Source organism: Allobosea lathyri, assembly GCF_900108245.1.
Lineage (GTDB): Bacteria > Pseudomonadota > Alphaproteobacteria > Rhizobiales > Beijerinckiaceae > Allobosea > Allobosea lathyri.
The window spans coordinates 212,967-239,403 of record NZ_FNUY01000005.1 but is presented as its reverse complement, the minus strand read 5'-3'; the positions used below and the strand labels follow the sequence as shown (position 1 = coordinate 239,403).

29 protein-coding genes are annotated in these 26,437 nt (G+C 65.6%); 22 read left to right on the top strand and 7 right to left on the bottom strand.

Annotation, left to right across the window (positions count from 1 at the left end):
• The first annotated feature begins 123 nt into the window (after nt 1-123).
• The 3 genes from C4S73_RS28910 to C4S73_RS14055 all read left to right on the top strand — a co-directional run bounded on the left by C4S73_RS28910 (nt 124) and on the right by C4S73_RS14055 (nt 1,921).
• Nucleotides 124-756, top strand: a complete 633-nt coding sequence (locus C4S73_RS28910) for a CatB-related O-acetyltransferase (protein ID WP_103873126.1) — start codon at nt 124-126, stop codon at nt 754-756.
• Between the two features lie 21 nt (nt 757-777).
• Nucleotides 778-1,431 carry a ribosome biogenesis GTP-binding protein YihA/YsxC gene (yihA, locus tag C4S73_RS14060; protein WP_103873290.1) on the top strand — a complete coding sequence of 218 codons (654 nt, stop codon included), beginning with the start codon at nt 778-780 and terminating at the stop codon, nt 1,429-1,431.
• Nucleotides 1,432-1,537: 106 nt separating this feature from the next.
• Nucleotides 1,538-1,921 carry a DUF423 domain-containing protein gene (locus tag C4S73_RS14055; protein WP_103873125.1) on the top strand — a complete coding sequence of 128 codons (384 nt, stop codon included), beginning with the start codon at nt 1,538-1,540 and terminating at the stop codon, nt 1,919-1,921.
• 10 nt (nt 1,922-1,931) lie between these two features.
• On the opposite strand, the gene C4S73_RS14050 is transcribed toward C4S73_RS14055, so the two are convergent.
• Nucleotides 1,932-2,114, bottom strand: coding sequence for a YegP family protein (locus tag C4S73_RS14050; RefSeq protein ID WP_103873124.1), 183 nt, complete (start codon nt 2,112-2,114; stop codon nt 1,932-1,934).
• Between the two features lie 193 nt (nt 2,115-2,307).
• On the opposite strand from C4S73_RS14050, the gene argB reads away from it, so the two are divergent.
• The 7 genes from argB to hisA all read left to right on the top strand — a co-directional run bounded on the left by argB (nt 2,308) and on the right by hisA (nt 8,227).
• A complete protein-coding gene (gene argB / locus C4S73_RS14045; protein WP_103873123.1) occupies nt 2,308-3,204 on the top strand; it encodes an acetylglutamate kinase in 897 nt (298 codons plus the stop codon).
• A 278-nt stretch (nt 3,205-3,482) separates the two neighbouring features.
• Nucleotides 3,483-4,217 carry a pyrimidine 5'-nucleotidase gene (locus C4S73_RS14040; RefSeq protein ID WP_103873122.1) on the top strand — a complete coding sequence of 245 codons (735 nt, stop codon included), beginning with the start codon at nt 3,483-3,485 and terminating at the stop codon, nt 4,215-4,217.
• Between the two features lie 121 nt (nt 4,218-4,338).
• Entirely contained in the window at nt 4,339-5,535 is a 1,197-nt protein-coding gene (locus tag C4S73_RS14035; RefSeq protein WP_103873121.1) for an O-succinylhomoserine sulfhydrylase, read from the top strand.
• Nucleotides 5,536-5,631: 96 nt separating this feature from the next.
• Complete coding sequence (gene hisB / locus C4S73_RS14030) at nt 5,632-6,219, top strand: imidazoleglycerol-phosphate dehydratase HisB (RefSeq protein WP_103873120.1); 588 nt, start codon at nt 5,632-5,634, stop codon at nt 6,217-6,219.
• Between the two features lie 126 nt (nt 6,220-6,345).
• A complete protein-coding gene (locus C4S73_RS14025) occupies nt 6,346-6,831 on the top strand; it encodes a DUF2628 domain-containing protein (RefSeq protein WP_103873119.1) in 486 nt (161 codons plus the stop codon).
• A complete protein-coding gene (gene hisH, locus C4S73_RS14020; protein ID WP_103873118.1) occupies nt 6,828-7,484 on the top strand; it encodes an imidazole glycerol phosphate synthase subunit HisH in 657 nt (218 codons plus the stop codon). Before C4S73_RS14025 ends, hisH begins: the two co-directional genes overlap by 4 nt.
• On the top strand, nt 7,472-8,227 hold the full coding sequence (gene hisA, locus C4S73_RS14015; RefSeq protein WP_200828017.1) for a 1-(5-phosphoribosyl)-5-[(5-phosphoribosylamino)methylideneamino]imidazole-4-carboxamide isomerase: 756 nt from the start codon (nt 7,472-7,474) through the stop codon (nt 8,225-8,227). The genes hisH and hisA overlap by 13 nt, the downstream gene beginning before the upstream one ends.
• Nucleotides 8,228-8,396: 169 nt before the next feature.
• On the opposite strand, the gene C4S73_RS14010 is transcribed toward hisA, so the two are convergent.
• Nucleotides 8,397-9,191: a transporter substrate-binding domain-containing protein gene (locus tag C4S73_RS14010; protein ID WP_103873117.1), complete on the bottom strand. Its 795-nt coding sequence runs from the start codon at nt 9,189-9,191 to the stop codon at nt 8,397-8,399.
• A 187-nt stretch (nt 9,192-9,378) separates the two neighbouring features.
• Between C4S73_RS14010 and hisF the strand changes: the two genes are divergently transcribed.
• The 6 genes from hisF (at nt 9,379) to C4S73_RS13980 (ending at nt 13,812) form a co-directional block, all read left to right on the top strand.
• Entirely contained in the window at nt 9,379-10,143 is a 765-nt protein-coding gene (hisF, locus tag C4S73_RS14005; protein WP_103873288.1) for an imidazole glycerol phosphate synthase subunit HisF, read from the top strand.
• A 3-nt stretch (nt 10,144-10,146) separates the two neighbouring features.
• Nucleotides 10,147-10,467 (top strand): phosphoribosyl-ATP diphosphatase, encoded by a 321-nt coding sequence (locus tag C4S73_RS14000; protein WP_103873116.1) that lies wholly within the window; start codon nt 10,147-10,149, stop codon nt 10,465-10,467.
• Between the two features lie 52 nt (nt 10,468-10,519).
• Complete coding sequence (gene coaA, locus C4S73_RS13995; protein ID WP_103873115.1) at nt 10,520-11,494, top strand: type I pantothenate kinase; 975 nt, start codon at nt 10,520-10,522, stop codon at nt 11,492-11,494.
• Nucleotides 11,494-11,940 carry a YqaA family protein gene (locus tag C4S73_RS13990; protein ID WP_103873114.1) on the top strand — a complete coding sequence of 149 codons (447 nt, stop codon included), beginning with the start codon at nt 11,494-11,496 and terminating at the stop codon, nt 11,938-11,940. Before coaA ends, C4S73_RS13990 begins: the two co-directional genes overlap by 1 nt.
• 72 nt (nt 11,941-12,012) lie before the next feature.
• Nucleotides 12,013-12,363, top strand: a complete 351-nt coding sequence (locus C4S73_RS13985; protein WP_103873113.1) for a RidA family protein — start codon at nt 12,013-12,015, stop codon at nt 12,361-12,363.
• A gap of 54 nt (nt 12,364-12,417) precedes the next feature.
• Nucleotides 12,418-13,812 (top strand): tetratricopeptide repeat protein, encoded by a 1,395-nt coding sequence (locus C4S73_RS13980; protein WP_103873112.1) that lies wholly within the window; start codon nt 12,418-12,420, stop codon nt 13,810-13,812.
• 24 nt (nt 13,813-13,836) lie between these two features.
• Here the strand turns inward: C4S73_RS13980 and C4S73_RS13975 are convergent, their stop codons facing one another.
• Nucleotides 13,837-14,988 (bottom strand): aminotransferase, encoded by a 1,152-nt coding sequence (locus tag C4S73_RS13975; RefSeq protein WP_103873111.1) that lies wholly within the window; start codon nt 14,986-14,988, stop codon nt 13,837-13,839.
• 294 nt (nt 14,989-15,282) lie between these two features.
• On the opposite strand from C4S73_RS13975, the gene C4S73_RS13970 reads away from it, so the two are divergent.
• Genes C4S73_RS13970 through C4S73_RS13960 form a run of 3 tightly spaced genes read left to right on the top strand, consistent with a single transcriptional unit; the run spans nt 15,283 to nt 19,657 of the window.
• Complete coding sequence (locus C4S73_RS13970; RefSeq protein WP_103873110.1) at nt 15,283-16,767, top strand: cobyric acid synthase; 1,485 nt, start codon at nt 15,283-15,285, stop codon at nt 16,765-16,767.
• On the top strand, nt 16,667-17,602 hold the full coding sequence (locus C4S73_RS29000; protein ID WP_342210573.1) for a TetR/AcrR family transcriptional regulator: 936 nt from the start codon (nt 16,667-16,669) through the stop codon (nt 17,600-17,602). Before C4S73_RS13970 ends, C4S73_RS29000 begins: the two co-directional genes overlap by 101 nt.
• Before the next feature lie 60 nt (nt 17,603-17,662).
• Nucleotides 17,663-19,657 (top strand): nucleoside-diphosphate sugar epimerase/dehydratase, encoded by a 1,995-nt coding sequence (locus C4S73_RS13960; RefSeq protein ID WP_244595593.1) that lies wholly within the window; start codon nt 17,663-17,665, stop codon nt 19,655-19,657.
• On the opposite strand, the gene C4S73_RS13955 is transcribed toward C4S73_RS13960, so the two are convergent.
• Both C4S73_RS13955 and C4S73_RS13950 read right to left on the bottom strand, forming a co-directional pair.
• The gene (locus tag C4S73_RS13955) at nt 19,551-20,510 is read right to left on the bottom strand and encodes an NAD-dependent epimerase/dehydratase family protein (RefSeq protein ID WP_103873108.1); all 960 of its coding nucleotides are present in this window, start codon (nt 20,508-20,510) and stop codon (nt 19,551-19,553) included. The two genes, C4S73_RS13960 and C4S73_RS13955, sit on opposite strands and share 107 nt — an antisense overlap.
• Nucleotides 20,503-21,528 (bottom strand): MraY family glycosyltransferase, encoded by a 1,026-nt coding sequence (locus tag C4S73_RS13950; RefSeq protein ID WP_103873286.1) that lies wholly within the window; start codon nt 21,526-21,528, stop codon nt 20,503-20,505. The genes C4S73_RS13955 and C4S73_RS13950 overlap by 8 nt, the downstream gene beginning before the upstream one ends.
• A 124-nt stretch (nt 21,529-21,652) precedes the next feature.
• On the opposite strand from C4S73_RS13950, the gene C4S73_RS13945 reads away from it, so the two are divergent.
• A complete protein-coding gene (locus C4S73_RS13945; RefSeq protein ID WP_103873107.1) occupies nt 21,653-22,114 on the top strand; it encodes an MmcB family DNA repair protein in 462 nt (153 codons plus the stop codon).
• A 3-nt stretch (nt 22,115-22,117) separates the two neighbouring features.
• On the opposite strand, the gene C4S73_RS13940 is transcribed toward C4S73_RS13945, so the two are convergent.
• Both C4S73_RS13940 and C4S73_RS13935 read right to left on the bottom strand, forming a co-directional pair.
• On the bottom strand, nt 22,118-22,684 hold the full coding sequence (locus C4S73_RS13940; protein WP_146071354.1) for an ActR/PrrA/RegA family redox response regulator transcription factor: 567 nt from the start codon (nt 22,682-22,684) through the stop codon (nt 22,118-22,120).
• An 80-nt stretch (nt 22,685-22,764) separates the two neighbouring features.
• Complete coding sequence (locus tag C4S73_RS13935; protein ID WP_103873105.1) at nt 22,765-24,162, bottom strand: ActS/PrrB/RegB family redox-sensitive histidine kinase; 1,398 nt, start codon at nt 24,160-24,162, stop codon at nt 22,765-22,767.
• A gap of 128 nt (nt 24,163-24,290) precedes the next feature.
• Between C4S73_RS13935 and C4S73_RS13930 the strand changes: the two genes are divergently transcribed.
• A complete protein-coding gene (locus tag C4S73_RS13930; RefSeq protein ID WP_425290347.1) occupies nt 24,291-25,607 on the top strand; it encodes a polyhydroxyalkanoate depolymerase in 1,317 nt (438 codons plus the stop codon).
• Between the two features lie 41 nt (nt 25,608-25,648).
• Nucleotides 25,649-26,389 carry a M48 family metallopeptidase gene (locus C4S73_RS13925; RefSeq protein WP_103873103.1) on the top strand — a complete coding sequence of 247 codons (741 nt, stop codon included), beginning with the start codon at nt 25,649-25,651 and terminating at the stop codon, nt 26,387-26,389.
• Nucleotides 26,390-26,437 lie beyond the last annotated feature (48 nt).

The following is a 26,437-nucleotide window of genomic DNA, read 5'->3' as shown; positions in this document are numbered from 1 at the left end:
TCCACGGTGCCTGGGCCCGTCATCCGGGCCGCGGTGCCGGAATTGCCGACCGGGCCTGCGCCCGGCCAGCCTGCACTCCGGGGCTCCTTCGCGCTTCCCGGAGCGCGATGACCGGAGGTTCCCGTGCCGCTTCCCGATCCCCTGACCCGCCATCCGATCCCCGGCTGGAAGGGTACGGCCTTCCTGAAGGCGATCGTCGACAATCCGCTGATCGAGGTCGGCGATTACAGCTATTACGACGACTCGCGCGGGCCTGAGCATTTCGTCGCGCGCTGCGTGCGCTATCATTTCGATTTCATCGGCGATCGGCTGATCATCGGCAAATTCGTCGCGATCGCCCAAGCCGCGCAGTTCATCATGAACGGCGCCAACCACCCGATGGGTGGCTTTTCGACCTTTCCGTTCCAGATGTTCGGCGTCGAGAACGCGCCGGCCGTAACGCCGGGATCGCTCGGCCATCGCGGCGATACCATTATCGGCAACGACGTCTGGATCGGCCGCGAGGCGGTGATCATGCCCGGCGTCACGATCGGCGATGGCGCGATCATCGGCACGCGGGCGCAGGTTGCGCGCGACGTGCCGCCCTATGCTGTCGTGGTCGGCAATCCCGGCTGCATCGTGAAGACGCGGTTTCCGCCGGAGATCGTCGCCGAGCTGCTTACAATCCGCTGGTGGGACTGGGACGCCGGGAAAATCGCGCGCAACATTGCCGTCATCGCCAGCGCCGACATCGACGCATTGCGCGCAGCCGTGTAGGCAGGGTCCATGACCAGCAGCATGACCAAGCCCTTCACCGAGGACGAGATCGAATCCGCCCGCAAGCTCTTCGAGGGGGCGTGGGATTTCGTCTGGGCCTCGACCCATGTCGACGACCTGCCGCCCATGGTCGGCCAGGAGATCGCCTTTGCCGGGCGTTCCAATGTCGGCAAGTCCAGCCTGATCAACGGCATCACCCGGCGCAACGCGCTGGCGCGGACCTCGCATACGCCCGGCCGCACCCAGCAGCTGAATTTCTTCCGGAAGACCGGCGAGGAGGACAGCCTCACCATCGTCGACATGCCCGGCTATGGCTATGCGGCGGTGGGCCGGGCCAAGGTCGCGTCCTGGACCAATCTGATCCACGAATATCTGCGCGGCCGCTCGAACCTAATGCGCGTCTACGTGCTGATCGACGCCCGCCACGGCATCAAGGATGTCGACGGCGCCGTTCTGCAGACGCTCGACAAGGCGGCGGTGTCCTATCAGGTCGTGCTGACCAAGGCCGATGCGATCAAGAAATCCGACCAGCAGTTCATGCTGGAGGCGACCTATGACGAGATCAAGCGCCGCCCGGCCGCATTCCCGGAAGTGCTGTTGACATCGAGCGAGACCGGCCTCGGCATTCCCGAACTGCGCGCGGCCGTCGGGCGCGTGCTGGCGGAGCGTCAATAGACCGCGTCGGGCCATGCCGCAGCCGGCTTGACCCGCTGCGGCGCTTCATTGCTTCTCCCTCCCCGAGATGGTCGGCAAGGCCGGCCCATGATGCAAGGGACGAGACATGACCGCCGCGAGGATCCATTTGACGCTCGCGGCCCTGATGGGCCTTGCCGGCGTGGCGCTTCTGGCCGCAGCGGCTCATGTCACCGGCACGACGAATGTCCAGACCGCCGGTCAGATGCTGCTCTTCCACGCGCCGGTCATTCTGGGCGCGACCGTCGCCCGAAGGACCGGCCTACTGCAGGACGTCGTGGCGCGCGTCGCGCTGTCGGCGATGATCCTCGGCGTCGCGCTTTTCGCAGCCGACCTGGCCCGGCGCGGTTTCGGCAGCGAAAAGCTGTTCGAGGGCGCAGCCCCCGCCGGCGGCTTCCTGATGCTGGGAGGCTGGCTGGTGCTGGCGCTGTCGGCGCTGTTCGCGCCGCGCGGCGACAGAAGGGCGGCTTGAACGGTTGCCGTCAGGCGGGATTGCAGGTCATGCCGTTGCGCTGTGCATTGGCTATGCAGTTCGCGCGGCTGGCATAGCCTTCGGTCGAAGCGCCCACGATCCGCCCGTTCGAGGCCGTGCGGCGCCAGCGCCACTCGCTCCCAGACGCGTAGATTTCCCACTTGTCTCCATTCTGATCAGTGCAGCTCGACATTTTGCTATCCCCGCGCTCGAATCATTCGGCCTCCAAGGTATCGCATGCCCGAATATGCACGGATAGGTTGTATTTTTGCTCCTGATGCCTCTTCAAGCCTGCGCGTTTGACGGACGCTCTTCCGGTCGCGCATCGCTTCCTTTAGAAGCCCGATCCGGCGCGGACTGAAACGCGCACATGCGGAGCCTGCCCGATGATCACGCCTCCCCATCTGACGCCGTCGCAATCCGCCGACCTATTGGTCCAGGCGCTGCCGCATATGCAGCGCTATGATCAGGAGATCATCGTGATCAAATATGGCGGCAACGCCATGGGCGATGCCGCCACTGCCGAGGATTTCGCCGAAGACATCGTGCTGCTCGAGCAGTCCGGCCTGAAGCCCGTGGTCTGCCATGGCGGCGGCCCGCAGATTGCGCGGATGCTGGAAAAGCTCGGTATCAAATCGGAGTTCAAGCAGGGCCTGCGCGTCACCGACCGGGCGACCGTCGATGTCGTCGAGATGGTCCTGGCCGGTTCGGTGAACAAGGAAATCGTCGGCTACATCTCGCGCGAAGGTGGCAAGGCGATCGGGCTGTGCGGCAAGGACGGCAACATGGTCACCGCCCGCAAGGTGACGCGCACCATCGTCGACCCCGATTCCCGGATCGAGCAGGTGCTTGATCTCGGCTTCGTCGGCGAGCCCGAGACGGTCGATACCTCCGTCCTCGACGCGGTGCTGAAGGCGGAACTGATCCCGGTGCTCGCGCCGGTCTGCTCGGCCTCGGACGGCCAGACCTATAACGTCAATGCCGATACCTTCGCCGGCGCGATCGCGGGCGCGCTCAACGCCAAGCGCCTGCTTCTGCTGACCGATGTGCCGGGCGTCCTGACCAAGGACAAGGAACTCATCCCGGAACTGACGGTGGAGGAATGTCGCCGCCTGATCGCGGATGGTACGATTTCCGGCGGCATGATCCCGAAGATCGAGACCTGCATCTACGCGCTGGAGAAGGGCGTCGAGGCCGTCGTCATCCTCGACGGCAAGGTGCCGCACGCCGCCTTGATCGAGCTTTTCACCGATACGGGCTCCGGCACGATCATTCGGCGCTGAGCTTGGGGCGTACGTACGGAAACATCCCGTCATTCCGGGGCTTCGCGGAGCGAAGAGCCCGGAACCCATAACCGCTGCGTTTCAGCGAGAAGGCGCTGTTCGCGCCGAGCTCGTCCTTCTCCATCCGTGTTCATGGCTTCCGGGCTCGCTGCTGCGCAGCGCCCCGGAATGACGGCGCGTTGCCCGGCCGATACGGTCTGCTTTCAGCCCTCCGGCGAAGTCCTCTTCTCGCAAGAGACTTGCATCTCCCGCTGGACTCGCCACATCCTTGAGTCCCCATGAACACGCATGCCACCATTGCTCCCGTCGCCGTCCCACCGCTTCAGGTGGAGGCCTTTGCACATGTCGATCACTGGATCTTTGACCTCGACAACACGCTCTATTCGCATGAGAGCAGGGTCTGGCCGCAGGTCAATCAGCGGATCACGCTGTTTTTGCAGGAGCTTTTCGGTCTGGATGGTCTCTCCTCGCACGCGCTGAGGGGGTATTTCTATCATCGCTACGGCACGACGCTGAACGGCCTGATGGAGGAGCATCAGATCGATCCCGATGATTTCCTCGCCTTCGCGCATGACGTCGACCTGAGCCTGCTCGAGCCCAACCCGGCGCTCGGCGACGCGATCGCTGCACTGCCGGGCCGCAAGCTGATCCTGACCAATGGTTCGCGTGGGCATGCCGAGAATGTCGCTGGCAAGCTCGGCATTCTCCAGCATTTCGAGGATATCTTCGACATCGTGCAGGCCGGCTTCTGCCCCAAGCCCGAGCGCGCAACCTATGAGAATTTCCTGGCGAAGCATGCGGTCGATCCCGGCCGCGCCGCCATGTTCGAGGACATCGAGAAAAACCTGATCGTGCCCAGCGCGCTCGGCATGAAGACGGTGCTGATCATCCCGCAGACGCCGGACCCGTTCCGCGAGGCCTGGGAACAGACGGCGATCGAGGCCGGCCATGTCCACCACGTCACGTCGGACCTCACCGGCTTTCTCGGGCCACTGGGCCGCGCTGGGAAATAGGCGCAGGCGCAAAACGCGTGCCGGGCATCGTCCCCTTGAGAGGAAATTCGTTCGTCTTTACGAACGGTCGCGAAGCTGATATTCCCTTTGTCCGTTATAACGAACGAATTGAGGACTTATCATGTCGGCATTCGAGAGCGACCCGGCCAGCCTGCATCCTGAGACGCGACTGGTCCATGCCGGCACGATGCGCTCGCAGTTCGGCGAGACGTCCGAGGCGCTCTTCCTGACGCAGGGCCATGTCTATGACAGCGCCGAGCAATGCGAGGCGCGGTTCCTGAACAAGGATCCGGGTTTCCAATACGCGCGCTTCTCGAACCCGACCGTCACCATGCTCGAGCAGCGCATGGCCGCCTTCGAGGGCGCGGAGGCGTGTCGCGCCACCGCGACCGGAATGGCCGCCGTCACCGCCGCGGTGATGGGCTCGGTTCGCGCCGGCGACCATGTCGTGGCAGCGCAGGCGCTGTTCGGCTCCTGCCGCTATGTGGTGGAGGATCATCTGCCGCGTTACGGCGTCTCCTCGACACTGGTCGATGGCCCCGACATCGCAGCCTGGCGCAGGGCGGTGACCCCGCAGACAAAAGTCTTCTTCCTCGAAAGCCCGTCCAATCCGACACTGGAGGTGATCGACATCGCCGCCGTCGCCTCGCTGGCGAAGGAAGTCGGCGCCACGCTCGTGGTCGACAACGTCTTCGCCACGCCGCTTTTCCAGCGCCCGCTCGAACTCGGCGCCGATTGCGTGGTCTATTCGGCGACCAAGCATATCGACGGGCAGGGACGATGTCTCGGCGGGCTGGTTCTCGGCTCGCAGGAGTTCATCGAGACCAATATCCAGACCTTCCTGCGCCAGACCGGCCCGGCGATCTCGCCCTTCAACGCCTGGGTGATGCTAAAGGCGCTCGAAACCCTGCCGCTGCGCGTGCGCCGCCAGGCCGAGAGCGCGGCCGTCGTCGCCGACTGGCTCGCCGGCCAGTCGAGTCTCTCGAAAGTCATCTTCCCCGGCCACAAGAACCACCCGCAGGCGCAGATCATCGCCCGGCAGATGAGCGGGCCGTCGACGCTGATTGCCTTCGAGGTGCCCGGCGGCAAGGCCGCCGCCTACCGCCTGCTCAATGCGCTCAGGCTGATCCGGATTTCCAACAATCTCGGCGACGCCAAGAGCCTGATTGTCCACCCGGCGACGACGACGCATCAGCGCTTCACGCCGGAGGTACGCGCCAGCATGGGCGTGACCGACGGGATGATCCGGCTCTCGATCGGATTGGAGCATCCCGACGACCTGATCGCCGATCTCAAACAGGGGCTCGCCGCGCTCTGAGCTGAAAACAGCCTGACCGAAAGCGGACGGAGATGATGGCCTTCCGGCCGGCCTCCTGCTAAAGCGGCGCGAATTCCGCGAGATGTAGAGGCCAGCATGCGTTTTGGCGAAGTGAAGCGCCGCACCAATGAGACCGATATCGCGGTCTCGCTGATGCTCGATGGTACCGGCAAGGCCGAGATCGCGACCGGCGTCGGGTTCTTCGACCATATGCTCGATCTCTTCGCCCGCCATTCGCTGATCGACGTCACCGTCAAGGTGAAGGGCGACACCCATATCGACGACCACCACTCGGTCGAGGATGCCGGCATCGCGCTGGGCGAGGCGCTGAAGCAGGCGCTCGGCGACAAGAAGGGCATCCGGCGCTATGCCGACGTGCACCTGCCGATGGACGAGACGCTGACCCGCGTCGCGGTCGATGTCTCCGGCCGACCCTTCCTGGTCTTCCGCACGCAGTTCAGGGCCGAAAAGATCGGCACCTTCGACACCGAGCTGGTGCGCGAGTTCTTCCAGGCTTTCGCGATCAATGCCGGGCTGACCCTGCATGTCGAGACGCTCTATGGCGACAATGCCCATCATATCGCCGAAAGCTGCTTCAAGGGATTGGCGCGCGCCTTGCGTCAGGCTCTCGAGGTCGATCCGCGCGAGGGCGGGCGCGTGCCCTCGACCAAGGGCGCGCTGTAGAACATTGCGCGAAAAAGTGAGAACCGGTTTTCCGCATGAGCAATGCTTTCGGCTTTTGGAATCGATCGCGTTCTTCGACGTTGGGACGGAACCGTCCGAACGTGACGTGATCTGAAGGGATCTGACATGGCGTTCTATACGGTGATGATCCCGCCGCCGGGCTCCGGCGGTCCGCGGGACGAGATCGAGCAGGCACGGCTGCTGCCCGAGAGCTTCTCCTGGTCGGCCTTCGCCTTGACCGGGCTCTGGCTGCTGGGAAAGCGGCTCTGGCTGGCGACCTTTCTGTTCGTGCTGGTCTGGGGCGCGCTGCTTTATGCGCAAAACCGGTTCGGCCTTGCCGGTGGAGCGGTGCTGCTGGCGCATGTGACGATCGCGCTGTTCCTCAGCCTTGAAGGCCAGAACCTGATCGTCCGAAAGCTGGCGCGGCAGGGCTGGCGTTTTGCCGATGTCGTCGAGGCGCGTGGTCTGCCCGAGGCCGAGCGGCGCTATTTCGAGCGCGCGCTGGCGGGCGAGACGGTGCCGATGCGTCCGGTGCTGCCGATGCCGGCGCGCCAGCAGCCTGCTGGCCCCGCGCCGATCATCGGCCTCTTCCCCGAGGCGCGCGGACGATGAGCCAGTCCGTCGCCATCGTCGATTACGGTTCGGGCAATCTGCACTCCGCCGCGAAGGCTTTCGAGCGCGCTGCCGCCGAGTCCGGCATCGCCTCGACCATCCGCGTCACCAGCGACCCAGCTGAGGTGCGCCGCGCCGACCGCATCGTGCTGCCCGGCGTGGGAGCTTTCGCCGACTGCCGGCGTGGGCTCGATGCCGTTCCCGGCATGGTCGAAGCCCTTGAAGAGGTCGTCCGGCAAAAGCAACGTCCTTTCCTCGGCATCTGCGTCGGCATGCAGCTGCTGGCCTCGCGCGGCCTGGAATATACGGTGACGCAGGGGCTCGGCTGGATTCCCGGCGATGTCGCGCTGATCGTGCCCGATGATGAAAGCCTGAAAATCCCGCATATGGGCTGGAACACCCTGCACAAGCAGGATGAGCACGCTCTGCTGGCTGGCATCGAGACCGGGCCGGATGGGCTGCACGCCTATTTCGTGCATTCCTATGCGCTGGTGCCGGAGAGGCCTGAGGACGTGCTGGCGCTGACCGAATATGGCGGTCCCGTCACCGCGATGGTGGCGCATGACAACGTCGTCGGCACACAGTTTCACCCTGAGAAGAGCCAGAAGCTCGGCCTGAAACTGATCGCGAACTTTCTGGGGTGGCGGCCTTGATCCTCTTCCCCGCCATCGACCTCAAGAACGGCCAGTGCGTCCGCCTGAAGCAGGGCGATATGGACCAGGCGACCGTCTTCAATGACGATCCCGCTGCCCAGGCCGCAGCCTTCGAGCAGCAGGGTTTCCAGTGGCTGCATGTCGTCGACCTCGACGGCGCCTTTGCGGGCAAGCCGATGAATGCCGCGGCAGTCGAGGCGATCCTCGCCCGCGTCGCCTTTCCCGTCCAGCTCGGTGGCGGCATCCGCGACATGGCGACAGTCGAGGGCTGGCTGAAGAAGGGCGTGCGGCGCGTCATCATCGGCACGGCCGCCGTCCGCGATCCCGCCTTCGTGCGTGAGGCGGCAAAGGCCTTTCCGGGTCAGGTCGCGGTCGGTATCGATGCGCGCGATGGCTATGTCGCGGTCGAAGGCTGGGCCGAAACCTCGGCTCTGGCCGCGGACGATCTTGGCCGTCGCTTCGAGGATGCCGGCGTGGCGGCGATCGTCTACACCGACATCGCCCGCGACGGCATGCTCCAGGGCATCAACTGGGACGGCACGATCGGGCTGGCCAATGCCCTGACGATCCCCGTCATCGCCTCGGGCGGACTGGCCTCGATGGCCGATATCGAGCGGCTCTGCGCGCCTGATGCCGCGATCCTCGAAGGGGCCATCACCGGACGGGCGCTCTATGACGGACGCATCGATCCGGCCACGGCGCTGGCGCGGGTGGCCAAGGCCGGCAGCATAGCGACCATCTAGAGCTTGATGATTTTGCGTGGAAACACGTCGTCATCCTGGGCGTAGCGAAGCGGAGACCCGGGATCCATCGTAGGGACGCGAAGCTCTACGATGGATCCCGGATCTGCGCGGCTTCGCCGCTGGTCCAGGATGACGGCGTGGTTCTGAGCCAAGACAATGTACTACGCCCTCAGCGCACGAACTGGTTGTAGATGCCGGCGAATTCGCCGGTCGCCTTGGCAAGATGCAGCCACTGGTCGACGAAGGCCTTGAAGGTCACGTCGCCGCGCGGCAGCAGGTAACCCATTTCGCCATATTGCAAGGGCTCGTCGGGATTGACGGCGCAGAGACCCGGCTTGGCCTTTTCCTGCACCTTCGTCTCGATCGATTCCGCGATTATGATGTCGGCCTTGCCGGCCAGGATCTGGTCGAAGATGGTGACGTTGTCGGGAAAGACCTCGATCTTGGCCTGCTTGAAATTGGCCCGGACGAAGCGCTCATTGGTGCCTCCGGGATTGACGATCACCCTGACATCGGGCTTGTCGATATCGGCGACCGACTGGTATTTCGCCTTGTCGGCGCAGCGCACGATCGGCGCCTTGCCGTTGATCAGATAGGGCGTCGAGAAGAACGCGCGCTTCTGCCGATCGAGCGTCACCGAGATGCCGCCCATCGCGATGTCGCATTTGCCCGCGGTGAAATCGGCCAGCAGGTCGGACCATTTCGTCGCGACGAACTTGGCCTCGACACCGATCGCCTTGGCGAGCGATTTCGCCAGCTCGATGTCGATGCCTTCATAGCCGCCGTCCTTGGCCAGTGTGAAAGGCTTGTAGTCGCCGGTCGTGCAGATCTGCAGGGCGCCGCGGCTCTGGATGGTGTCGAGCTGGCTCGTCGGAGCCTGCGCCATGGCGAGCCCTGAGAAAGCGAGCCCGGCGGTGATGGCGAGGGCGGCCGGGCGCAAGGCCGGGAACAGCGAGATCGGCATGATGAAATTCCCCTGTCGGTTCGACGATCGACTTGGGGGCCAGCAGAGCAGGGATCGCGGCGCTGGGCAAGCGAGCGTCATGGCCGTCGCGGAAACGCGCATTTCACTTGTTCGCGCCATGCTTTAAAGGGGCGTGACCGGGGCGGCTTGCCGCCGCTTCCTCATCTCGCTTTGGCCGAACCTGCCGATGACCCTGAAGACCCGCATCATCCCCTGCCTCGACGTCAAGGACGGCCGCGTCGTCAAGGGCGTGAAGTTTCTCGATCTCGTCGATGCCGGCGATCCCGTCGCGGCCGCGAAGGCCTATGACGCGGCTGGTGCAGACGAGCTCTGCTTCCTCGATATCACCGCCAGTCATGAGGATCGCGGCATCCTGTTCGATGTCGTGACGCGCACGGCGGAAGCCTGCTTCATGCCGCTGACAGTCGGCGGCGGCGTGCGCAAGGTCGAGGATATCCGCGCTTTGCTGCTGGCTGGCGCCGACAAGGTCTCGATCAACACGGCGGCCGTGACCAATCGCGGCTTCGTCAAGGAAGCGGCCGAGAAATTCGGGGCCCAGTGCATCATCGTCGCCATCGACGCCAAGCAGGTCTCGCCCGGCCGCTGGGAGATCTTCACCCATGGCGGGCGCAACGCCACGGGGCTGGAGGCCGTTGCCTTCGCACGCGAGGTCGTCTCGCTCGGCGCAGGCGAATTGCTGGTCACCTCGATGGACCGCGACGGCACCAAATCCGGCTATGATCTCGGCCTGACCGAGCGCATTTCCGATGCGGTTTCGGTGCCGGTGATCGCCTCGGGCGGCGTGGGCAATCTCGACGATCTCGTCGCCGGCGTCCGTGATGGCCATGCCAGCGCGGTGCTTGCGGCCTCGATCTTCCATTTCGGCACCTACACGATCCAGCAGGCCAAGGCCCATATGGCGGCGGCGGGCCTGGCGATGCGGCTGGATTGAACGATGAGCAACTTCACCCTCTCCGATCTCGAGCGCCTCATTGCCGAGCGCGCCGCCGCCTCGCCCGAGGAATCCTGGACCGCGAAGCTCCTCGCCGCCGGCCCGGAGCGCGCTGCAAAAAAACTCGGCGAGGAGGCTGTCGAGGCCGTTATCGCCGCCGTGAAGGGCGATCGCGAGGAGCTGATCGCCGAAAGCGCCGATCTGCTCTATCATCTCTTAGTCGTGCTCAGGGCACGCGATGTTGCATTGCAAGACGTCTTGAGCCAGCTTGAGGCCCGCACCGCCAAATCTGGGCTCGCTGAAAAGGCGGCGCGGCCCCGTTGAAGTCGAGGAAGTGTCAGCGTTGAACCTCGAAGCCTGGAATGCGGGTCGCCTCATGGACCAGCGTCTGATTCCCGCGCCGGCCGATCCCGATCTGGGTTCGCCTTACCGTACCTTCTCGCGGGACGAATGGGCGCATCTGCGCGCCGATACGCCGTTGACGCTCTCGGTCGACGATCTGACCAAGCTGCAATCGATCAACGACCCGATCTCGCTCGACGAGATCGTGGCGATCTATCTGCCGCTGTCGCGCCTGCTTTCGCTTTACGTTGCGGCCACGCAAGGCCTGTTCAAGGCGACGCAGCGCTTCCTGATGGCCGAGGCCGAGGTCAAGGTTCCCTATATCATTGGCGTCGCCGGCTCGGTCGCGGTCGGTAAATCGACCACGGCGCGCGTGCTGAAGGCGCTGCTGTCGCGCTGGCCCAACACGCCCAAGGTCGAGCTCGTCACCACCGACGGCTTCCTTCTGCCCAATGCCGAACTGGAACGCCGCGGGCTGATGCAGCGCAAGGGCTTTCCCGAGAGCTATGATGGCGCCGCGATCCTGCGCTTCCTGTCGGATGTGAAGGCGGGCAAGCCTTCAGTTTCCGCCCCGGTCTATTCGCATCTGGTCTATGACGTCGTGCCCGACGGTCAGGTCACGGTCGAGCGGCCCGACATCCTGATCCTCGAAGGGCTGAACGTCCTCCAGCCCAGCCGCATGCCCAGGGATGGCACGGTCATCCCCTTCGTCTCCGATTATTTCGACTTCTCCGTCTATCTCGACGCCGACGAGAACGATTTGCACCGCTGGTACGTCGATCGCTTCATGACACTGCGCCAGACGGCTTTCCGCGATCCGCGCTCCTTCTTCCGCAAATATGCCGAGATCGACGGGGACGAGGCGCTGTCTATCGCCGAGAAGCTCTGGACCGGGATCAACCTGCCCAACCTGCAGGAGAACATCCTGCCGACGCGCCAGCGCGCCAGCCTGATCCTGACCAAGGGCGCGAGCCATCGCATCCAGCAGGTCGCGCTGCGCCGGCTGTGATGGAGGCTTTTGCCTCGCTCGCCGGGATGGCGGGCGCGGCTTTCGTGGCCGCAACACTGCTTCCGGCGCAGTCTGAAGCCGTCTTCGTCGGGCTGCTCGCGGCCGGGACAGTCAATCCGCTGGCGCTGTTTGCCGTCGCGAGCGTCGCCAATACCGCAGGCTCCCTCCTCAACTGGTGGCTTGGCCGGCTGATCGCGCAGGGCGGCATCGAAAAGCTGCCGGCCCGTCTGCGGCCCGACCCGACAAAACTCGTCAAGGCGCAAGGCTGGTTCGAGCGTTTCGGCTGGCCCTCGCTGCTCTTCGCCTGGCTGCCTGTCGTCGGCGACCCCCTGACATTCGTCGCGGGCACGTTGAATTACCCGCTCGGACGCTTCATTGTGCTGGTGTTCGCCGGCAAAGCAACGCGGTATGGCGCGCTTTGGGCAGGCTGGGCGGCTGTTGCGTGAGGGGCGGCAATACCGTTTGCGAAAGCAGGCGGCTCGGGCTACCAGCTAGCGCCCAATTCAGGAGATTTGACCATGAGCATTCAGCGTATCGGTATCGGCCCGCGCATGTCCAAGGCCGTCGTGCACGGCAATACCGTCTATCTCGCCGGCCAGGTGGCCGACAAGGCTGCCGGCAAGAGCGTCGCCGAGCAGACCGCTGACATTCTCGGCATCATCGACGGCCTGCTGGCAGAAGCCGGTACCGACAAGACCAAGCTTCTGATGGTCAATATCTGGCTCTCCGACATGTCGACCTTCGCCGAGATGAACGGCGTCTGGGACAAGTGGATCGTCGCCGGCCAGACCCCGGGTCGCGCCACGGTCGAGGCCAAGCTCGCCGCGCCGCAGTTCACGGTCGAGATCGCCGTCATCGCCGCGAAGTGATTCGCGCCAACTGATCCGGACGGCCGGGAGCGCGCAGTGGGAGATAGTCACCTCGTGACGAAGCCTCACGATCTCGCGGCCGTCATCGCGCGCGTTTCGCAGCGATATCAGGTTCCGCGCGATATCCTGCTCGCCATTGTCGCGCCCGTCATAACGGATCTGGCCAGCGCCGATCCGGACGGGCTCGAACGCAAGTTGACCCGCAGGGTGCCGGATATCCGGGCCCTGCGGACACATCTGGCTCAGCCCTCCGCCGATGCCGTGCTTGCAGGTTGGCGCCAGGCGGCTGCGGCGGCTTGCGAGGCCGGTCGCCTGGCCGAGCTCGACAAGGCGCTTGCGCAGGCCGAACTTCATATCCTCGGTGGTCTTGCCGGCCTGGCCGAGCTCCCCGCCGAGCGCCGTATCGCCGCCGGAGAGGCTCGGGCGGACCGCGGCACCACCAGCCTGCTCCAGCTCGCGCCCGAGGGCTGCCGTGAAGCTTCCAGGCGATTTGCCGAAGCGGCCGCGATCGTCGGGCTCGCCGATCCCGACCGCAGCCATGAGCTGGCACTGCGCCAGGCCGACGCCTTGTCGCGCCTCGGCGAGGAGTTCGCCGATCGCTCCGGCTACGAGGCTGCGATCGCCCATCTTCGGACCCTGCTCACCGGGCTCGATAATTTCGACGACACCGTGCGCTGGGCTGCGACCCAGGAGCGTCTCGGCCTTGCACTTGTCGGCCTCGGCGCTCTGAACGGTGACTCCGCCCTGCTACGCCAAGCGGCCTCCTGCTACCGCACCACGCTCGAGGATTTGCGCCCCGATCACGCAAAGCCGCTCTGGATTCGGCTGCAGCGGCATCTTGGCACGCTCGCGCTGCAATTCGGCGAGGCCGATGGCGATGTCGGTTTGATCGAGGAGGCGGTCGAGGCCTTTCGCGCGGCCTTGCCGGCGATGGACCGCGCTGCCGATGTGCAGGGCTGGGCGCGGACACAGTTCGACCTTGGCCGCGCGCTCTCGGTTCTGGGCCGCAAGACCCACGGCATGGCCAGTCTGGAAGCCGCGTTCAACGCCCTGCAGGCCGCGTCGGAACATTGGACGCATGAAGCGAGCCCTGAACGCTGGGCCGATATCCAGGATCGCATGGGCTCGGTACTGGTCGCCATGGGCGGCAGCTACAGTGAGACGGTCGTGCTGGAGGAGGCGATCGCAGCCTATGGCCGCGCCTTGGACATACGCCAGCGGCAGACAGCGCCGCTGCTCTGGGCTACCAGCTCGGCCAATCAGGGCGAAGCGATGATGCTGCTCGCGAGGCGCCGCAAGGATCTGGTGCTCGCGCAGCAGGCTCTGGCGCAGATGGTGACGGCAGTCGAGGCGGCAGGTGCCGCCGGCAGCAAGTCTGGCATCGCCGAACTCCAGAAGAAGCTAGTTGCGGCAGGCGCCATCGCGCAGGATCTGGGCCGCGCGCAATAACGGCCTCGGTGCTGAACTGCCCGATCAGCGCCCTTGCTTACGATCGGCAAGGCGTTCGAGCGCGGCGTCCAGCGTCGCGTCTCGCTTGGCGAAACAGAAGCGGACGACGGTCTTGACGGCGCCTTGCGCATAGAAGGCGCTGACCGGAATGGCGGCGACACCGTTTTCCATCACCAGCCGCCGGCAGAAATCGACATCGTCCAGCTCGCCGAGCGGGGCGATATAGACGTTCAGGAAATAGGTGCCGACGCTGGGCAGAACGCTGAAGCCGAGGCCTCGCAGACCCTCGGTGAAGCGGTCGCGCGAGCGCTGGAAGTCGCTCCGCATGCCCTCGAAATAGCTGTCATCCTTGCCAAGCCCGTAGGCCACGGCCGCCTGCAGGTTCGGCGGCGTGGTGAAGGTGATGTATTGATGCGCCTTGGCGAGAACCCGCATCAGCGGCGGCGCGGCCATCACCAGACCGACCTTCCAGCCCGTCAGCGAAAAGATCTTGCCGGCCGACGAGATCTTGACCGTACGCTCGCGCATGCCGGGGCGGCTCAGCATCGGGACATGCCTGCGGCCGTCGAACACGACATGCTCCCAGACCTCGTCGCAGATCGCGACGGCGTCATGGCGGATACAGAAGTCGGCGAGGAGGTCGAGATCGGCGTCGCTGAAGATCGTCGCCGTCGGGTTGAGCGGATTGTTGAACAGCACCACCCTGGTCTTCGGCGAGAAGGCCGCCGCGAGCGCTGCCTCCGTCAGGCCGAAGGCAGGCGGCGTCAGCGTCACGAATTTGGGTATGCCGCCGGCCCGGCGCACCAGCGGGACATAGGCGTCATACATCGGCTCGAACAGCACGACCTCGTCCCCGGGAGTGATCAGCGCCATCAATGCGCCGGCGATGGCCTCCGTCGCCCCCGAGGTCACCATGATCTCGGTCTCAGCGTCGAGATCGAGACCCTGCCAGCGCTTGTAATGCGCGGCGGTGGCGTGGCGCAGTTCAGGCAGCCCCATCATCGGCGGATACTGGTTCCAGCCCGAGATCACCGCCTCGGCGGCCTTGCGCCTGACATCCTCCGGTCCGGGATCGTCGGGAAAGCCCTGGCCGAGATTGACCGCGCCAGTCTCGCGCGCGAGTTGCGACATCACCTCGAAGACGCTGGTCTGGAGGGCGGAGAAGATCGGGTTCATCGGTTGGTTTCGTCGCCTGCGGTCACGGATGGCAACGCCTCTACCATGCCACGCGGCGGCACGCACGCGGCTTGGCCGGCTATGGGATTCAGGTCGAAAAATACCGAATGATGAATATTGACATTCATCAGAGGTCAGGGTCTATTGGCTTCAGCCGGTTCACGCCGGACACCTGCTGCGACTTCGCCCCTTTGGCGTAGCGGGTACTGGCGTGAACCGGCGAACGCATTTTCAGGCTCCTCTTTGCTTCGTGGTCCGGTTGCCCTGCGCTGAGCCGCCGCCTAAGCAGGCAGCATGGCTTCCCCCCGCATACCCGCCATCATGGTTCTCGGCACCGGCTCCAATGTCGGCAAATCGCTGATCGTGGCTGGTCTCTGCCGGCTCTTCGCCGATCGCGGGCTGAAGGTCAGGCCGTTCAAGCCGCAGAACATGTCGAACAATGCCGCGGCGACCCCCGGCGGCGAGATCGGGCGCGCGCAGGCGTTGCAGGCGCGCGCGGCGCGGGTCGCTGCGAGCGTCGACATGAATCCCGTGCTGCTGAAACCCGAGAGCGACACCGGCAGCCAGATCATCCTCCAGGGCCGGGTCGCCGGTCATCTCTCCTCGGGAGATTTCACCCGGCGCGGCGATTTCCTGCCAAAAGTGCTCGAAAGTTTCGGTCGTCTGGCCGCCGATGCCGATCTGGTCATCGTCGAGGGCGCCGGCTCTCCGGCCGAGACCAATTTACGGGCGCGCGACATCGCCAATCTCGGCTTCGCGCGGGCCGCCGGCGTGCCCGCCATCCTGATCGGCGACATCGATCGTGGCGGCGTCATTGCCAGCCTGGTCGGCACCCATGCCGTTCTGGATGAAGCCGATCGCACGATGATCCGCGCCTTTGCGGTGAACCGCTTTCGCGGTGACGCCCGCTTGTTTCAGGCCGGCGTCGATACGATCGAAAGCGCCACGGGCTGGCCTTGTCTGGGTGTCGTGCCCTGGTTTGCCGAGGCGTCTCGCCTGCCGGCGGAAGATGGCCTTGATCTGCGCTCCGGCATCAAAAGGGCAGGCGGAGCCCTCAGGATCGCAGTGCCCGTCCTGCCCGGTATCGCGAATTTCGACGATCTCGACCCGCTGAAGCTCGAAGATGCGGTCGATCTCGTGATGATACCGCCCGGTCGGCCGCTGCCGGGTGATGCGGACCTGCTGATCCTGCCGGGTTCGAAGACGACCCTTCGCGATCTTGCCGCGCTGCGCAAAGAGGGCTGGGACATCGACATCGCCGCCCATCGCCGGCGCGGCGGCCACATTCTGGGTCTCTGCGGGGGATATCAGATGCTCGGCCGCGTGGTGCGCGATCCGCTTGGCCTCGAAGGCCCAGCGGGCGAAGCGCCGGGGCTGGGCTTGCTCGATGTCGAGACGGTGCTGGATGCGAGCAAGACCGTGCGGGAAGTCGGTTTCGTCCATGCGGCCAGCACCGCGTCCGGCCGCGCCTATGAAATCCATCTCGGACGCACCGAGGGTGCCGATACGGCGCGCGCGCCATTCCGTATCGAAGGGCGGCCTGAAGGCGCAGCCAGCGCCGACGGGCGCGTCGTCGGCAGCTATCTGCATGGAGCCTTCGCGTCCGACACGGTCCGCGGGGCCTGTCTGGCGGCGATTGCCGGCAGGGATCTGCCCTTCGGATTGGCTTATGAGGACGATGTCGAGGCGACGCTGGATCGGCTCGCTGCGCATCTCGCTGCCCATCTCGATATCCAAGCGTTTCTGGCCTTGGCCAGGCAGGGCTGCACCGCGTCCTGACATCCGAGCGACGCAAGACGCCGCCGATATCGCGCGCATAACCCGGCATGGATGCATGGCCGCTGGTCGAAGGGCGCATATGTGCGCCGCAACATCTCCGCATAGTCGCCGCGATCGCATGAGAAAGGCAGCTGATGGCAGGGTGTTCTGGCTAAAAGCTTTATCTGTCATGACGTTGACGAATGACAGAATTCGTCATAGCGATCTATTAGCAGTCATCATCAACCGAGCGGGCACCGTATTGAGTCATCCCGAGCGCGACACACGGCAAAGCATCGTCGACACGGCCGAGCGCTTCTTCCGCGACATCGGCTACCAGAAGACCACTGTCGCCGACATCGCCAAATCGTTGCGGATGAGCCCCGCCAATGTCTATCGCTTCTTCGATTCCAAGAAGTCGATCAACGAGGCGGTTCTCGCGCGTTTCAAGGGCGAACTCGAGGAGGTTCTCTCGGCGATCGAGGCCGAGCCGCGCTCCGCTGGCAGCCGGCTGCGCGACATGCTGCTGGCTGTCCACCGCATCAATCAGGCGCGCTTCACCGACCAGCATCGCATGCAGGAAATGGTCTGCGCCGCGATGGAGGAAAGCTGGGACGCGATCCTCGGGCATATCGAGCGGCTGGACAGTATCCTGCGCGGCGTCGTTGTTCAGGGCATTGCCAATGGCGAGTTTCGCGATATCGACCCCGTCGCGGCCACGCGTTGTATCCGGACTGCCATGATTCGCTTCCATCACCCGCTGCTGATGGCTCAATGCGAAAAGATGCCCGGCCCCAGTGCCGAGCAGATGATCGCCTTCATCATGTGCGGACTCGAGCGTCCGCCGGCCGAATGAGCGCGCCGATCGCGGCGCGTGCGTTGACAAGCCACTGAGGGAGCGGGATACCCCGCCTGCATGGCCCTTTTGCCCAAACAGAATATCAAGAAGATCGCCGTCGTTCTCCACGATCTCGTGGTCACGGCGCTGGCGATCTGGCTTGTCTTCGTTGTCCGCTTCGAGGGCTTCCAGCTCACGGAGCATCTGCGCTATCTGCCGCGCTTCCTGCCCTTTTTCGTCGCTTATGCCGGGCTGGTTTACTGGTTTTTCTCGCTCTACCGCTCGAAATGGCGCTTCGCCTCGCTGCCCGACCTGTCGAACATCGTCAAAGCGGTCTCGATCCTGACGTTGACGCTGCTGGTGGTCGACTATGTGCTGGTCGCGCCGGATTTCTACGGCGCCTTCTATTTCGGCAAGATCAGCATCGCGCTCTACTGGCTGTTGCAGAACGCGCTGCTCGGCGGTCCGCGCCTCGCCTACCGCTATTTCAAATATTCTCGCTCGAAGACCAGTGCGAAACGCGATGCCAGCCTGCCGGCGCTGCTGCTCGGTCGCGGCGTCGAGATCGAGATGGTGATCCGCGCCATGGAGGCCGGCACCATGCGCAAGCTTCGGCCGGCGGGCATCCTGTCGCCACGTGCCGACGATCTCGGCCAGTCGATCCGCGGCGTGCCCGTGCTTGGGCTGCTCTCCGATATCGAAACGGTGGCCATTGACGCTGCCGAGCGCGGCGAGGCCTTCCGCCGCATCGTTGCCACGCCGAGCGCGCTCCTGCCCGAGGTCGAGCCGGATAAATGGCTGGCCCGTACGCGCAAGCTCGCTCTGCCGATCTCGCGCGTCGATTCGCTTGGAGAGGGTGCGCGCGACACCGAAATCGCGCCGCTCGAAATCGAGGACCTGCTGGTCCGCTCGACCATCAAGATCGATCGCGACCGGCTCGGCTCGTTTCTGAAAGGCAAGCGCGTCATCGTCACCGGTGGCGGCGGCTCGATCGGCTCCGAGATCTGCCTGCGCTGCGCCGCCTTCGGCGCGTCCGAGCTGCTGATCGTCGAGAGTTCGGAGCCGGCGCTCTTCCAGATTACCGAAGAACTGATCGCGCAGGCGCATGAGACCCGCGTCTCCGGCGCGCTGGCCGATGTCCGCGATCAGGCGCGCATCGTGCCGCTTTTTCGCGACTTTGCCCCTGATATCGTGGTCCACGCCGCCGCGCTGAAGCATGTGCCTTACCTGGAAGCCGACTGGAGCGAAGGCATCAAGACCAACATCTTCGGCTCGGTCGTCGTCACCGATGCGGCGATCGCGGCCAATGCCAGAACCTTCGTGCTGATCTCGACCGACAAGGCGATCGAGCCGGTCTCCATGCTCGGTGCGACCAAGCGTTTCGCCGAAATGTATGCGCAATCGCGCGATGCCGAGTTCGTTTCGGCGGCAGCCGGCATGCGGCTCGTCGCCGTGCGCTTCGGCAATGTGCTGGGCTCAGCCGGCTCGGTCGTGCCGAAATTCAAGGCGCAGATCGCGCGGGGCGGGCCGATCACCGTCACCAGCCCCGACATGATCCGCTATTTCATGACGATCCGCGAAGCCTGCGACCTCGTGCTGACGGCGGCCTCCCATGCCCGCTCCGACGGGCCGGAAGCCGAGCGTGCCGCCGTCTATGTCCTCAAGATGGGCCAGCCGGTGAAGATCATGGATCTGGCCGAGCGCATGATCCGGCTCGCCGGCTTCGAGCCGGGCGAGGATATCGAGATCGCGGTCACCGGTGTCCGCCCGGGCGAACGCCTCAACGAGATCCTGTTCGCGCGCGATGAGCCGATGGCGGAGACCGGGCTCGACGGCGTCATGGCGGCCAAGCCCGTCTTTGCCGGGCGCACCAAAATCCAGGGCTGGCTCGCGCGGCTCGATGCGGCCGTGAAGGCGGATGACCGCATTGCGGCCGATGCGGTGCTGGACGAGGCGATCCCCGATTTCAGCCTGCGTCAGCGGACGCCGCAAGTTGCGCAGTCCCAAGTTGCGCAGCCGCAAATCGCGCCAGCGCCGTCCGGACCTCTACCCGTGGCTGCCACCCGGCCCTGAGCAGGCCGTCCGGCAGCGCGACGAGACTGCCGCTGAGCTTTGTGAAAGCCTCTTCCTTGCCGGTGAGGCGTGCGGCAACCCGGAGCCAGCCGGCGGGAATAGGAATGAGCCCGGGTCGTCGCTGAAGACCGGCGCGCATCGCCGTCAGCATCTGCGCGACGCTGACCGGTTCCGGATCCGACACGATGAAAGCCTGTCTGGTAGGGCAGTCGGGCGTCAGGGCGAAGACGACCGCCTCGGCCAGGTTCTCGACCGCCAGCAGAGAGCGCGGCGCGGTCAGCCCACCCAGCGGCAAAGGCACAGGAAGCTTCGCGAGCCGGAGCAGTGCGGCCATATTGGCTTTCACGCCCGGCCCGTAGACCAGAACAGGGCGCAGCGACAGCCAGTCCAGATCGAGCGCGGCGAGACCCTGTTCGGCAGCGAGCTTCGAGCGGCCATAGGCGTCCTCGGGCGCAGGCGGGTCGGTCTCGCGGATCGGAGGCCCGTCGAAGGCGCCGGTCTGGGCCTTGATGGAGGACATGTAGACGAAGCGCGCGATGCCGGCGCGTTTTGCCGCTTCCGCGAGCTCGAGCGTCGCTTGCGTGTTGATGCGGCGGTAGAGTGCGTCGTCGAGGCCGGGGCCGGCATGGGCGAGGCCGGCGAGATGGACGACATGGCGGATGCCTTCGACTGCTGCGCCCCAGTCGACGGGCGTTGCGAGGTCACCCACCAGGACGGCCTCCACGCCTGCTGGCGGGGGCGCAGGGTGGCGCTGGGCCACGCGGACGCGATAGCCCGCCGCCAGCAGCGCCGCGACCACATGCGGGCCGATGAAGCCGCTGGCTCCGGTGACGAGGACGCGAGCGTTAGCCAAGGCCGAGGCGCCTCCGCGAGAAGCGGCGCAGCAGGATCGCGGTCAACAGTATCGCCACGCCGAGACAGCCGAGTTGAGCCGGAAGACCGCTTACCCGAATGCTGAGCGCGGCCAAAACCACGAGGCCGAGATTGAGCAGCGCGACCTGCGCCACGACCTCCCTGACGCTGAAGCCGTTGACCGTCGCCTGCTGATAGAAATGCGACCGATGCGCCTCCCAGACCTTTTCGCGGCGCGCCAGCCGACGCAGCAGCGTGATCGTGGCGTCAGCGATGGAATAGAGCGGCAGGATCAGAGCCGCCGTCAGCGCCCCCGTGCCGGCGAGCCGGTAGAGCAGATAGGCCGTCAGCAGGCCGATCGGCAGCGAGCCGACATCGCCCAGGAATAGCCGCGCCACCGGCTTGTTGAACGGCGCGAAGCCGAGCAACCCGCCACAGAGCGCCGCTGCCAGCAGGGCGCTGGCGGGATCGAGGGCGCCGTACAGTCCCGCAAGCGCGAGCGCCGCCGTCAGCGGCACGATGCCGGCGATGGTGATCCAGTCGATGCCATCGATGAAGTTGACGAGATTGACGAACCAGACACCGGCCAGCAGAGCGAGGGCCCGCTCGATGGCCAGCGGCATCAGTTCGGGGAACAGCCGCAGTTCCGGGCTGGCATAGAACAGCACGAGCCCGACGCAGGCAGCCTGCAGGGCGAGCCTGGTGCTGGCGGGCAGGGGGCGGATATCGTCCCAGGCGCCGACCATGGCCAGCAGCGTCGCGGCCGACGCCACCAGCAGCAGGCCGTTGCGCTCGGGTGCCGGCATCGGGACCAGCAGAACGGCCAGCCCGAGCGCCAGGAAGGCGCCGGCAAGCACCGCGATGCCTCCGCCCTGCGGCGTCGGCACGCGATGGCTCGAGCGCGCATTGGGACGCGCCAGCGCGTAGCGCACCAGCAACGGGCGCAGCAGCACGCAAAGGCACGCCGCGGCAGCGGCGGCGACAATCGCGATCAGAAGGGGGGCGAGAGCGGTTTCCAAGGCGGCGGCACCATAGTCGAGCCCGCGCAAAAGCCTAGGGGGAAGGCCATGTTATGGGTCGCGTGATCGGATTTCCAGCGTAGCGGGACTTGCCAGTGCGAGCACAAAGAGAGAACATGGAGCCATGTCCCTCGCCGATTCCGTTCTCAATCCGCCCCCTGCGCGGCCCGACATCACCCGCGCAGTCTGCCGTGGCGCCGGCCGCCATCTGCGCGAGCGCGGCTATGCGATTGTCAAGGAGATGACCTTTGCCAATGGCCGGCGCGGCGACATCGTGGCGCTCTCGCCCTCGGGCGAGCTTCTGGTCGTCGAGGTCAAATCCGGCATCGCAGATTACCGCGTCGACGGCAAATGGCCCGATTACCGCGACTATTGCGATGGCTTCCTGTTCGCGGTCGCGCCGGAGTTTCCCGCCGAGATCCTGCCCGAGGATGTCGGGCTGATCGTGGCCGACGCCTATGGCGGGCAGCTTCTGCGCGAGCCGCCAAGGCACCCACTGGCCCCGGCGCGTCGCAAGGCGCTGACCATCGCCTTCGCGAAGCTGGCGGCGGGACGGCTGGCGCTGCTCGAGGATCCCGGCGTCTAGGATTTAGCGCGGCGCGCGCTTGGCCAGGATGCGCTGCAGCGTGCGGCGGTGCATGCCGAGCCGTCTGGCGGTCTCCGAAACATTGCGGTTGCAGAGTTCGTAGACGCGCTGAATGTGCTCCCAGCGCACGCGATCGGCCGACATCGGGTTTTCCGGTGGCATCGGGCGCGAATCGCGCGCAGCGGCCAGCGCCGCATGGATTTCGTCGGCATCGGCCGGCTTGGCCAGGAAATCGAAGGCGCCGAGCTTAACGGCGCTGACGGCGGTGGCGATGTTGCCATAGCCGGTGAGCACGACGCCGCGCGCATCCGGGCGCCGCTCCTTCAGCCGTGCGATGACATCCAGGCCGTTGCCGTCGCCCAATCGCAGATCGATCACGGCGAAGGCCGGGGCGTCCTCTTCGACGGCCGCAAGGCCGGCAGAAACGCTATCCGCTATCCGCACGGTGTAGCCGCGCCCTTCCATGGCGCGGGCGAGCCGGGTCAGGAACGGCCTGTCGTCATCGACCAGCAACAGGGACATGTCCGTCGCGGGCACGGCGGGGTCGGTCTCGCTCAGCGTATCCTGCATCATATTCTCCGTCCGCCGGGCTTTCCCGGCGGAATTGTAGCGCGGCTCGGCGCGCAGCGCATCACGGATGTGGATGCGGGTCAGCTAACCCCATGTAGTCCCGAAACTTCCGGGTTTGTACCCCCCATCGACGGTAGATCGGCCTCGAACACGGCGCGGGGCCAGACGATCTTGATCGAAGCGCCGCTGGCGGGAGCGGGCAGGTTGGAGAATTCGATCGCGCCGCCGCCGCGTTCCAGCAGGGTTTTTGCGATGAACAGTCCAAGCCCGAGGCCGCCGCCGGCGCGGCTCTCGCTCGTCCCGCGCGACAGATAGGGCTCGCCGGCTCGCAGCAGCACGTCGGGCGGGAAACCCGGCCCGTCATCGGCAATCGTCAGCGTGACATGACTTTGCGTCCAATCGGCCCTGATCGCCACGCCCGAACGGGCGAAGTCGACGGCATTGTCGACGATATTGCCGAGTCCGTAGATCATGCCGGGATTACGCCGGCAGACGGGTTCGGGCTTCTCGCCGTTCATCGTGATCTCGAACGGCACGCCGAACGGCCTTTGCGGCCCGGCCGCTTCCTCGATCAGCAGGCGCAGCGAGAGCTGGTCGAGCGGGCCGGCATTGTCGTCCTGCAGGTTCGAGAGCTTTGCCAGGATGCCCCGGCAGCGTTCGACCTGTTCTCGCAGCAACGTGATGTCCTCGGCCATCTCGCCCTCGGCGGGGGCAAGCCGCGTCAGTTCGCGGGCGACGAGCGCGATCGTGCCGAGCGGCGTGCCGAGCTCATGGGCGGCGGCGGCCGCAAGGCCGTCGAGCTGGGACAGGTGCTGTTCGCGCGCCAGAACGAGCTCCGTGGCGGCAAGCGCATCGGAGAGGTCGCGCGCTTCCTTGGCGACGCGCCAGGCATAAATGCCGGTGAAGCTGAGCCCGAGCACGAGCGCGACCCAGTTCCCGAGTTGGTAGAACGGCGGGAGCACCGGCCGATTGGGCCCCGACCACGGCAGCGGCAGGTAGAAGGTGCTGAGCAGCGTGGCCAGCGCGATCGCCAGCACGCCGAGCAGCAGCGTGCGCTGCGGCGGCAGCGCCGTCGCCGAGATCATCACCGGCGCCAGGAACAGGATCGAGAACGGGTTCTGCAGCCCGCCGGTGAGATAGAGCAGCGCCGCAAGCTGGGCGATGTCGAAGCCGAGCAGTGCGGTGGCCGCGCCCGCCTTGAGCCGGTGGCTGAGCGGAAAGCGGATGCGCAGCGCGATATTGAGCCAGGCCGACACCGCGATGACGCTGAAGCACCAGCCGAAAGGCAACCCGAAACCGAGGCCGAAATGGACGCCGGTCACCGCCAGGCTCTGGCCGGCGATGGCGAGCCAGCGCAGCCGCACCAGTGTGTCCAGGCGGATATGCCGGTTCGAGCGCGCGAGCGCCGGAGCGGAGAAATCAGGCGGTAGCACGACGCGGCTCGCTTCTGGCGGGAACGCCTCTGAGGGAAATTTCATGTGGCAGATCGGCATCAAAGCGAAATCTTAGTCTTTCGCCGGATTGAATGAGAACAAAATCAACGTACGGTGCGTTACCTGTTGCGGTGCGTCATCATATGTTGCGCCGCCGGAAGGATCACGATTGCATGTACGGGGCTCCCATGTCGTTCGCCTATCATGCCTATGAAGCGGTTCATATGATGGTCAGCCCCGCACGGGGTCTGTCCGATGCCATGCAACTCGCCTTCAAGAATCCCGCCAACCCGCTGACTTACACGCCCTTCGGCCGCACTGTTGCGGCTTCCTGCGAGCTGTTCGAGCGGACTACGCGGCGCTATGGCAAGCCCGCCTTCGATCTGCCGGAGACCACGATCAACGGCATCAAGGTTGCCGTCGAGGAGCGTGTCGTCTGGGAGCGTCCCTTCGGCCGGCTGGTCTATTTCGACCGCAAGATCGAGGGGCGCCGCAAGCCGCAGCCAAAAGTGTTGCTGGTTGCGCCGATGTCGGGCCACTATGCCACGCTGCTGCGCGGCACGGTCGAGGCCTTCCTGCCCGGTCATGAAGTCTACATCACCGACTGGACAGATGCCCGCCTCGTGCCGCTCTCGGCCGGCCGCTTCGATCTCGACGACTATATCGACTACGTCATCGCCATGCTGCACACGCTCGGCCCCGACACCCATGTCATGGCAGTCTGCCAGCCGGCGGTGCCGGTGATCGCGGCGATAGCCCGCATGGAAGCCGAGAACGACCCTTCCGCGCCGCGGTCGATGACGCTGATGGGCGGCCCGATCGACACCCGCCGCTCGCCGACCGAGGTCAACAAGCTGGCCCAGGATCGCGGCATCGACTGGTTCCGCGCCAACTGCATCACCAAGGTGCCCTTCCCGCATCAGGGTTTCTTCCGCGAGGTCTATCCCGGCTTCCTGCAGCTGTCGGGCTTCATGGCGATGAATCTCGACCGCCACGTCACCGCCCATTACGATATGTTCAAGCATCTCGTCCGAGGCGACGGCGATTCCGCCGAGAAGCACCGCGATTTCTACGACGAGTACATGGCGGTGATGGACCTGACCGCCGAGTTCTACCTCCAGACGGTCGAGACCGTCTTCGTCGAGCACTCCCTGCCCAAGGGCACGATGATGCATCGCGACAAGCCTGTTGACCTCAAGGCGGTCAGGCGCGTCGCGCTGATGACTGTCGAGGGCGAGAACGACGACATCTCCGGCGTCGGCCAGACGCAGGCCGCCCATGATCTCTGCCCCAACATCCCCGCCGACAAGCGCGTCCACTATCTGCAGAAGGGCGTCGGCCATTATGGCGTCTTCAACGGCTCGCGCTTCCGCTCCGAGATCGCGCCGCGCATCTCCGACTTCATGGTCAGCCTCGACATGGAGGCCGCCAAGGGTCGCCGCGATGCCGGCGTGACCGACGCCCGCAACGCGTTGAAGATCGCGGGCTGACCCCTTCCGTATCGCCTGCGAATCTCGCACAATCGCAGGCGATGCGGGTCTCCCTGTTCAAGCGCAAGCCCGATCCCGAGCGGATCGAGGTTCCCCATGCCGGCATGCTCTATCCCGTCGCGGTCAAGCGACGGGCGAGCGCGCGCCGCATGACGCTGCGCGTGTCGCAGGCGACGGGCGAGATCACGCTGACGCTGCCCGAGCGCGCCGATTTCGACGCTGGCAAGCAATTCGCCGAGAATCATGGCGGCTGGATCGCGGCGCGCGTGGCCAAGCGGCCGCTGGCAGTGCCGTTCGAACCCGGCGAAACCGTGCCCTTTCGCGGCGTGCCGCACCGCATCGTGCACTGGTCGAAAGCGCGCGGCGTCACCCATGCGACCACCGACAAGGACGGCGCCCCGATCATCGCGGTGGCCGGCGAGACCGCTCATGTCGCGCGCCGGATCAAGGATTTCCTGCGCCGCGCGGCGCTGGAGGAGCTCGAGCTGGCTGTCCGCAGGCACACGGCGGCGCTTGGCATTCCCGCCCGCAAGATCACCATCCGCGACACCACCAGCCGCTGGGGCTCCTGCTCGTCGCAGGGGCATTTGAACTTCTCCTGGCGGCTGATCCTCGCGCCGCCGCTGGTGCTGGACTATCTCGCGGCCCATGAGGTGGCTCATCTCAAGGAGATGAACCATTCGCATCGCTTCTGGGCGCTGACCCACAAGCTCTGCCCGCGCACGGAAGAGGCGGAGAGCTGGCTGAAGCGGCACGGGGCGGGCCTGCACGGCTACGGCTGAACTCGACACCCCCTCGCTCGAAGCCTAGAGGGATGCGGCTTATCCACG

Coding starts and splice junctions, on each gene's coding strand:
- yihA (WP_103873290.1), top strand. CDS start 778: ATGACCAAGCCCTTCACCGAGGACGAGATCGAATCCGCCCGCAAGCTC.
- C4S73_RS14055 (WP_103873125.1), top strand. CDS start 1,538: ATGACCGCCGCGAGGATCCATTTGACGCTCGCGGCCCTGATGGGCCTT.
- C4S73_RS14050 (WP_103873124.1), bottom strand. CDS start 2,114: ATGTCGAGCTGCACTGATCAGAATGGAGACAAGTGGGAAATCTACGCG.
- argB (WP_103873123.1), top strand. CDS start 2,308: ATGATCACGCCTCCCCATCTGACGCCGTCGCAATCCGCCGACCTATTG.
- C4S73_RS14040 (WP_103873122.1), top strand. CDS start 3,483: ATGAACACGCATGCCACCATTGCTCCCGTCGCCGTCCCACCGCTTCAG.
- C4S73_RS14035 (WP_103873121.1), top strand. CDS start 4,339: ATGTCGGCATTCGAGAGCGACCCGGCCAGCCTGCATCCTGAGACGCGA.
- hisB (WP_103873120.1), top strand. CDS start 5,632: ATGCGTTTTGGCGAAGTGAAGCGCCGCACCAATGAGACCGATATCGCG.
- C4S73_RS14025 (WP_103873119.1), top strand. CDS start 6,346: ATGGCGTTCTATACGGTGATGATCCCGCCGCCGGGCTCCGGCGGTCCG.
- hisH (WP_103873118.1), top strand. CDS start 6,828: ATGAGCCAGTCCGTCGCCATCGTCGATTACGGTTCGGGCAATCTGCAC.
- C4S73_RS14010 (WP_103873117.1), bottom strand. CDS start 9,191: ATGCCGATCTCGCTGTTCCCGGCCTTGCGCCCGGCCGCCCTCGCCATC.
- hisF (WP_103873288.1), top strand. CDS start 9,379: ATGACCCTGAAGACCCGCATCATCCCCTGCCTCGACGTCAAGGACGGC.
- C4S73_RS14000 (WP_103873116.1), top strand. CDS start 10,147: ATGAGCAACTTCACCCTCTCCGATCTCGAGCGCCTCATTGCCGAGCGC.
- coaA (WP_103873115.1), top strand. CDS start 10,520: ATGGACCAGCGTCTGATTCCCGCGCCGGCCGATCCCGATCTGGGTTCG.
- C4S73_RS13990 (WP_103873114.1), top strand. CDS start 11,494: ATGGAGGCTTTTGCCTCGCTCGCCGGGATGGCGGGCGCGGCTTTCGTG.
- C4S73_RS13985 (WP_103873113.1), top strand. CDS start 12,013: ATGAGCATTCAGCGTATCGGTATCGGCCCGCGCATGTCCAAGGCCGTC.
- C4S73_RS13975 (WP_103873111.1), bottom strand. CDS start 14,988: ATGAACCCGATCTTCTCCGCCCTCCAGACCAGCGTCTTCGAGGTGATG.
- C4S73_RS13970 (WP_103873110.1), top strand. CDS start 15,283: ATGGCTTCCCCCCGCATACCCGCCATCATGGTTCTCGGCACCGGCTCC.
- C4S73_RS29000 (WP_342210573.1), top strand. CDS start 16,667: ATGTCGAGGCGACGCTGGATCGGCTCGCTGCGCATCTCGCTGCCCATC.
- C4S73_RS13960 (WP_244595593.1), top strand. CDS start 17,663: ATGGCCCTTTTGCCCAAACAGAATATCAAGAAGATCGCCGTCGTTCTC.
- C4S73_RS13945 (WP_103873107.1), top strand. CDS start 21,653: ATGTCCCTCGCCGATTCCGTTCTCAATCCGCCCCCTGCGCGGCCCGAC.
- C4S73_RS13940 (WP_146071354.1), bottom strand. CDS start 22,684: ATGCAGGATACGCTGAGCGAGACCGACCCCGCCGTGCCCGCGACGGAC.
- C4S73_RS13935 (WP_103873105.1), bottom strand. CDS start 24,162: ATGAAATTTCCCTCAGAGGCGTTCCCGCCAGAAGCGAGCCGCGTCGTG.
- C4S73_RS13930 (WP_425290347.1), top strand. CDS start 24,291: ATGTACGGGGCTCCCATGTCGTTCGCCTATCATGCCTATGAAGCGGTT.
- C4S73_RS13925 (WP_103873103.1), top strand. CDS start 25,649: ATGCGGGTCTCCCTGTTCAAGCGCAAGCCCGATCCCGAGCGGATCGAG.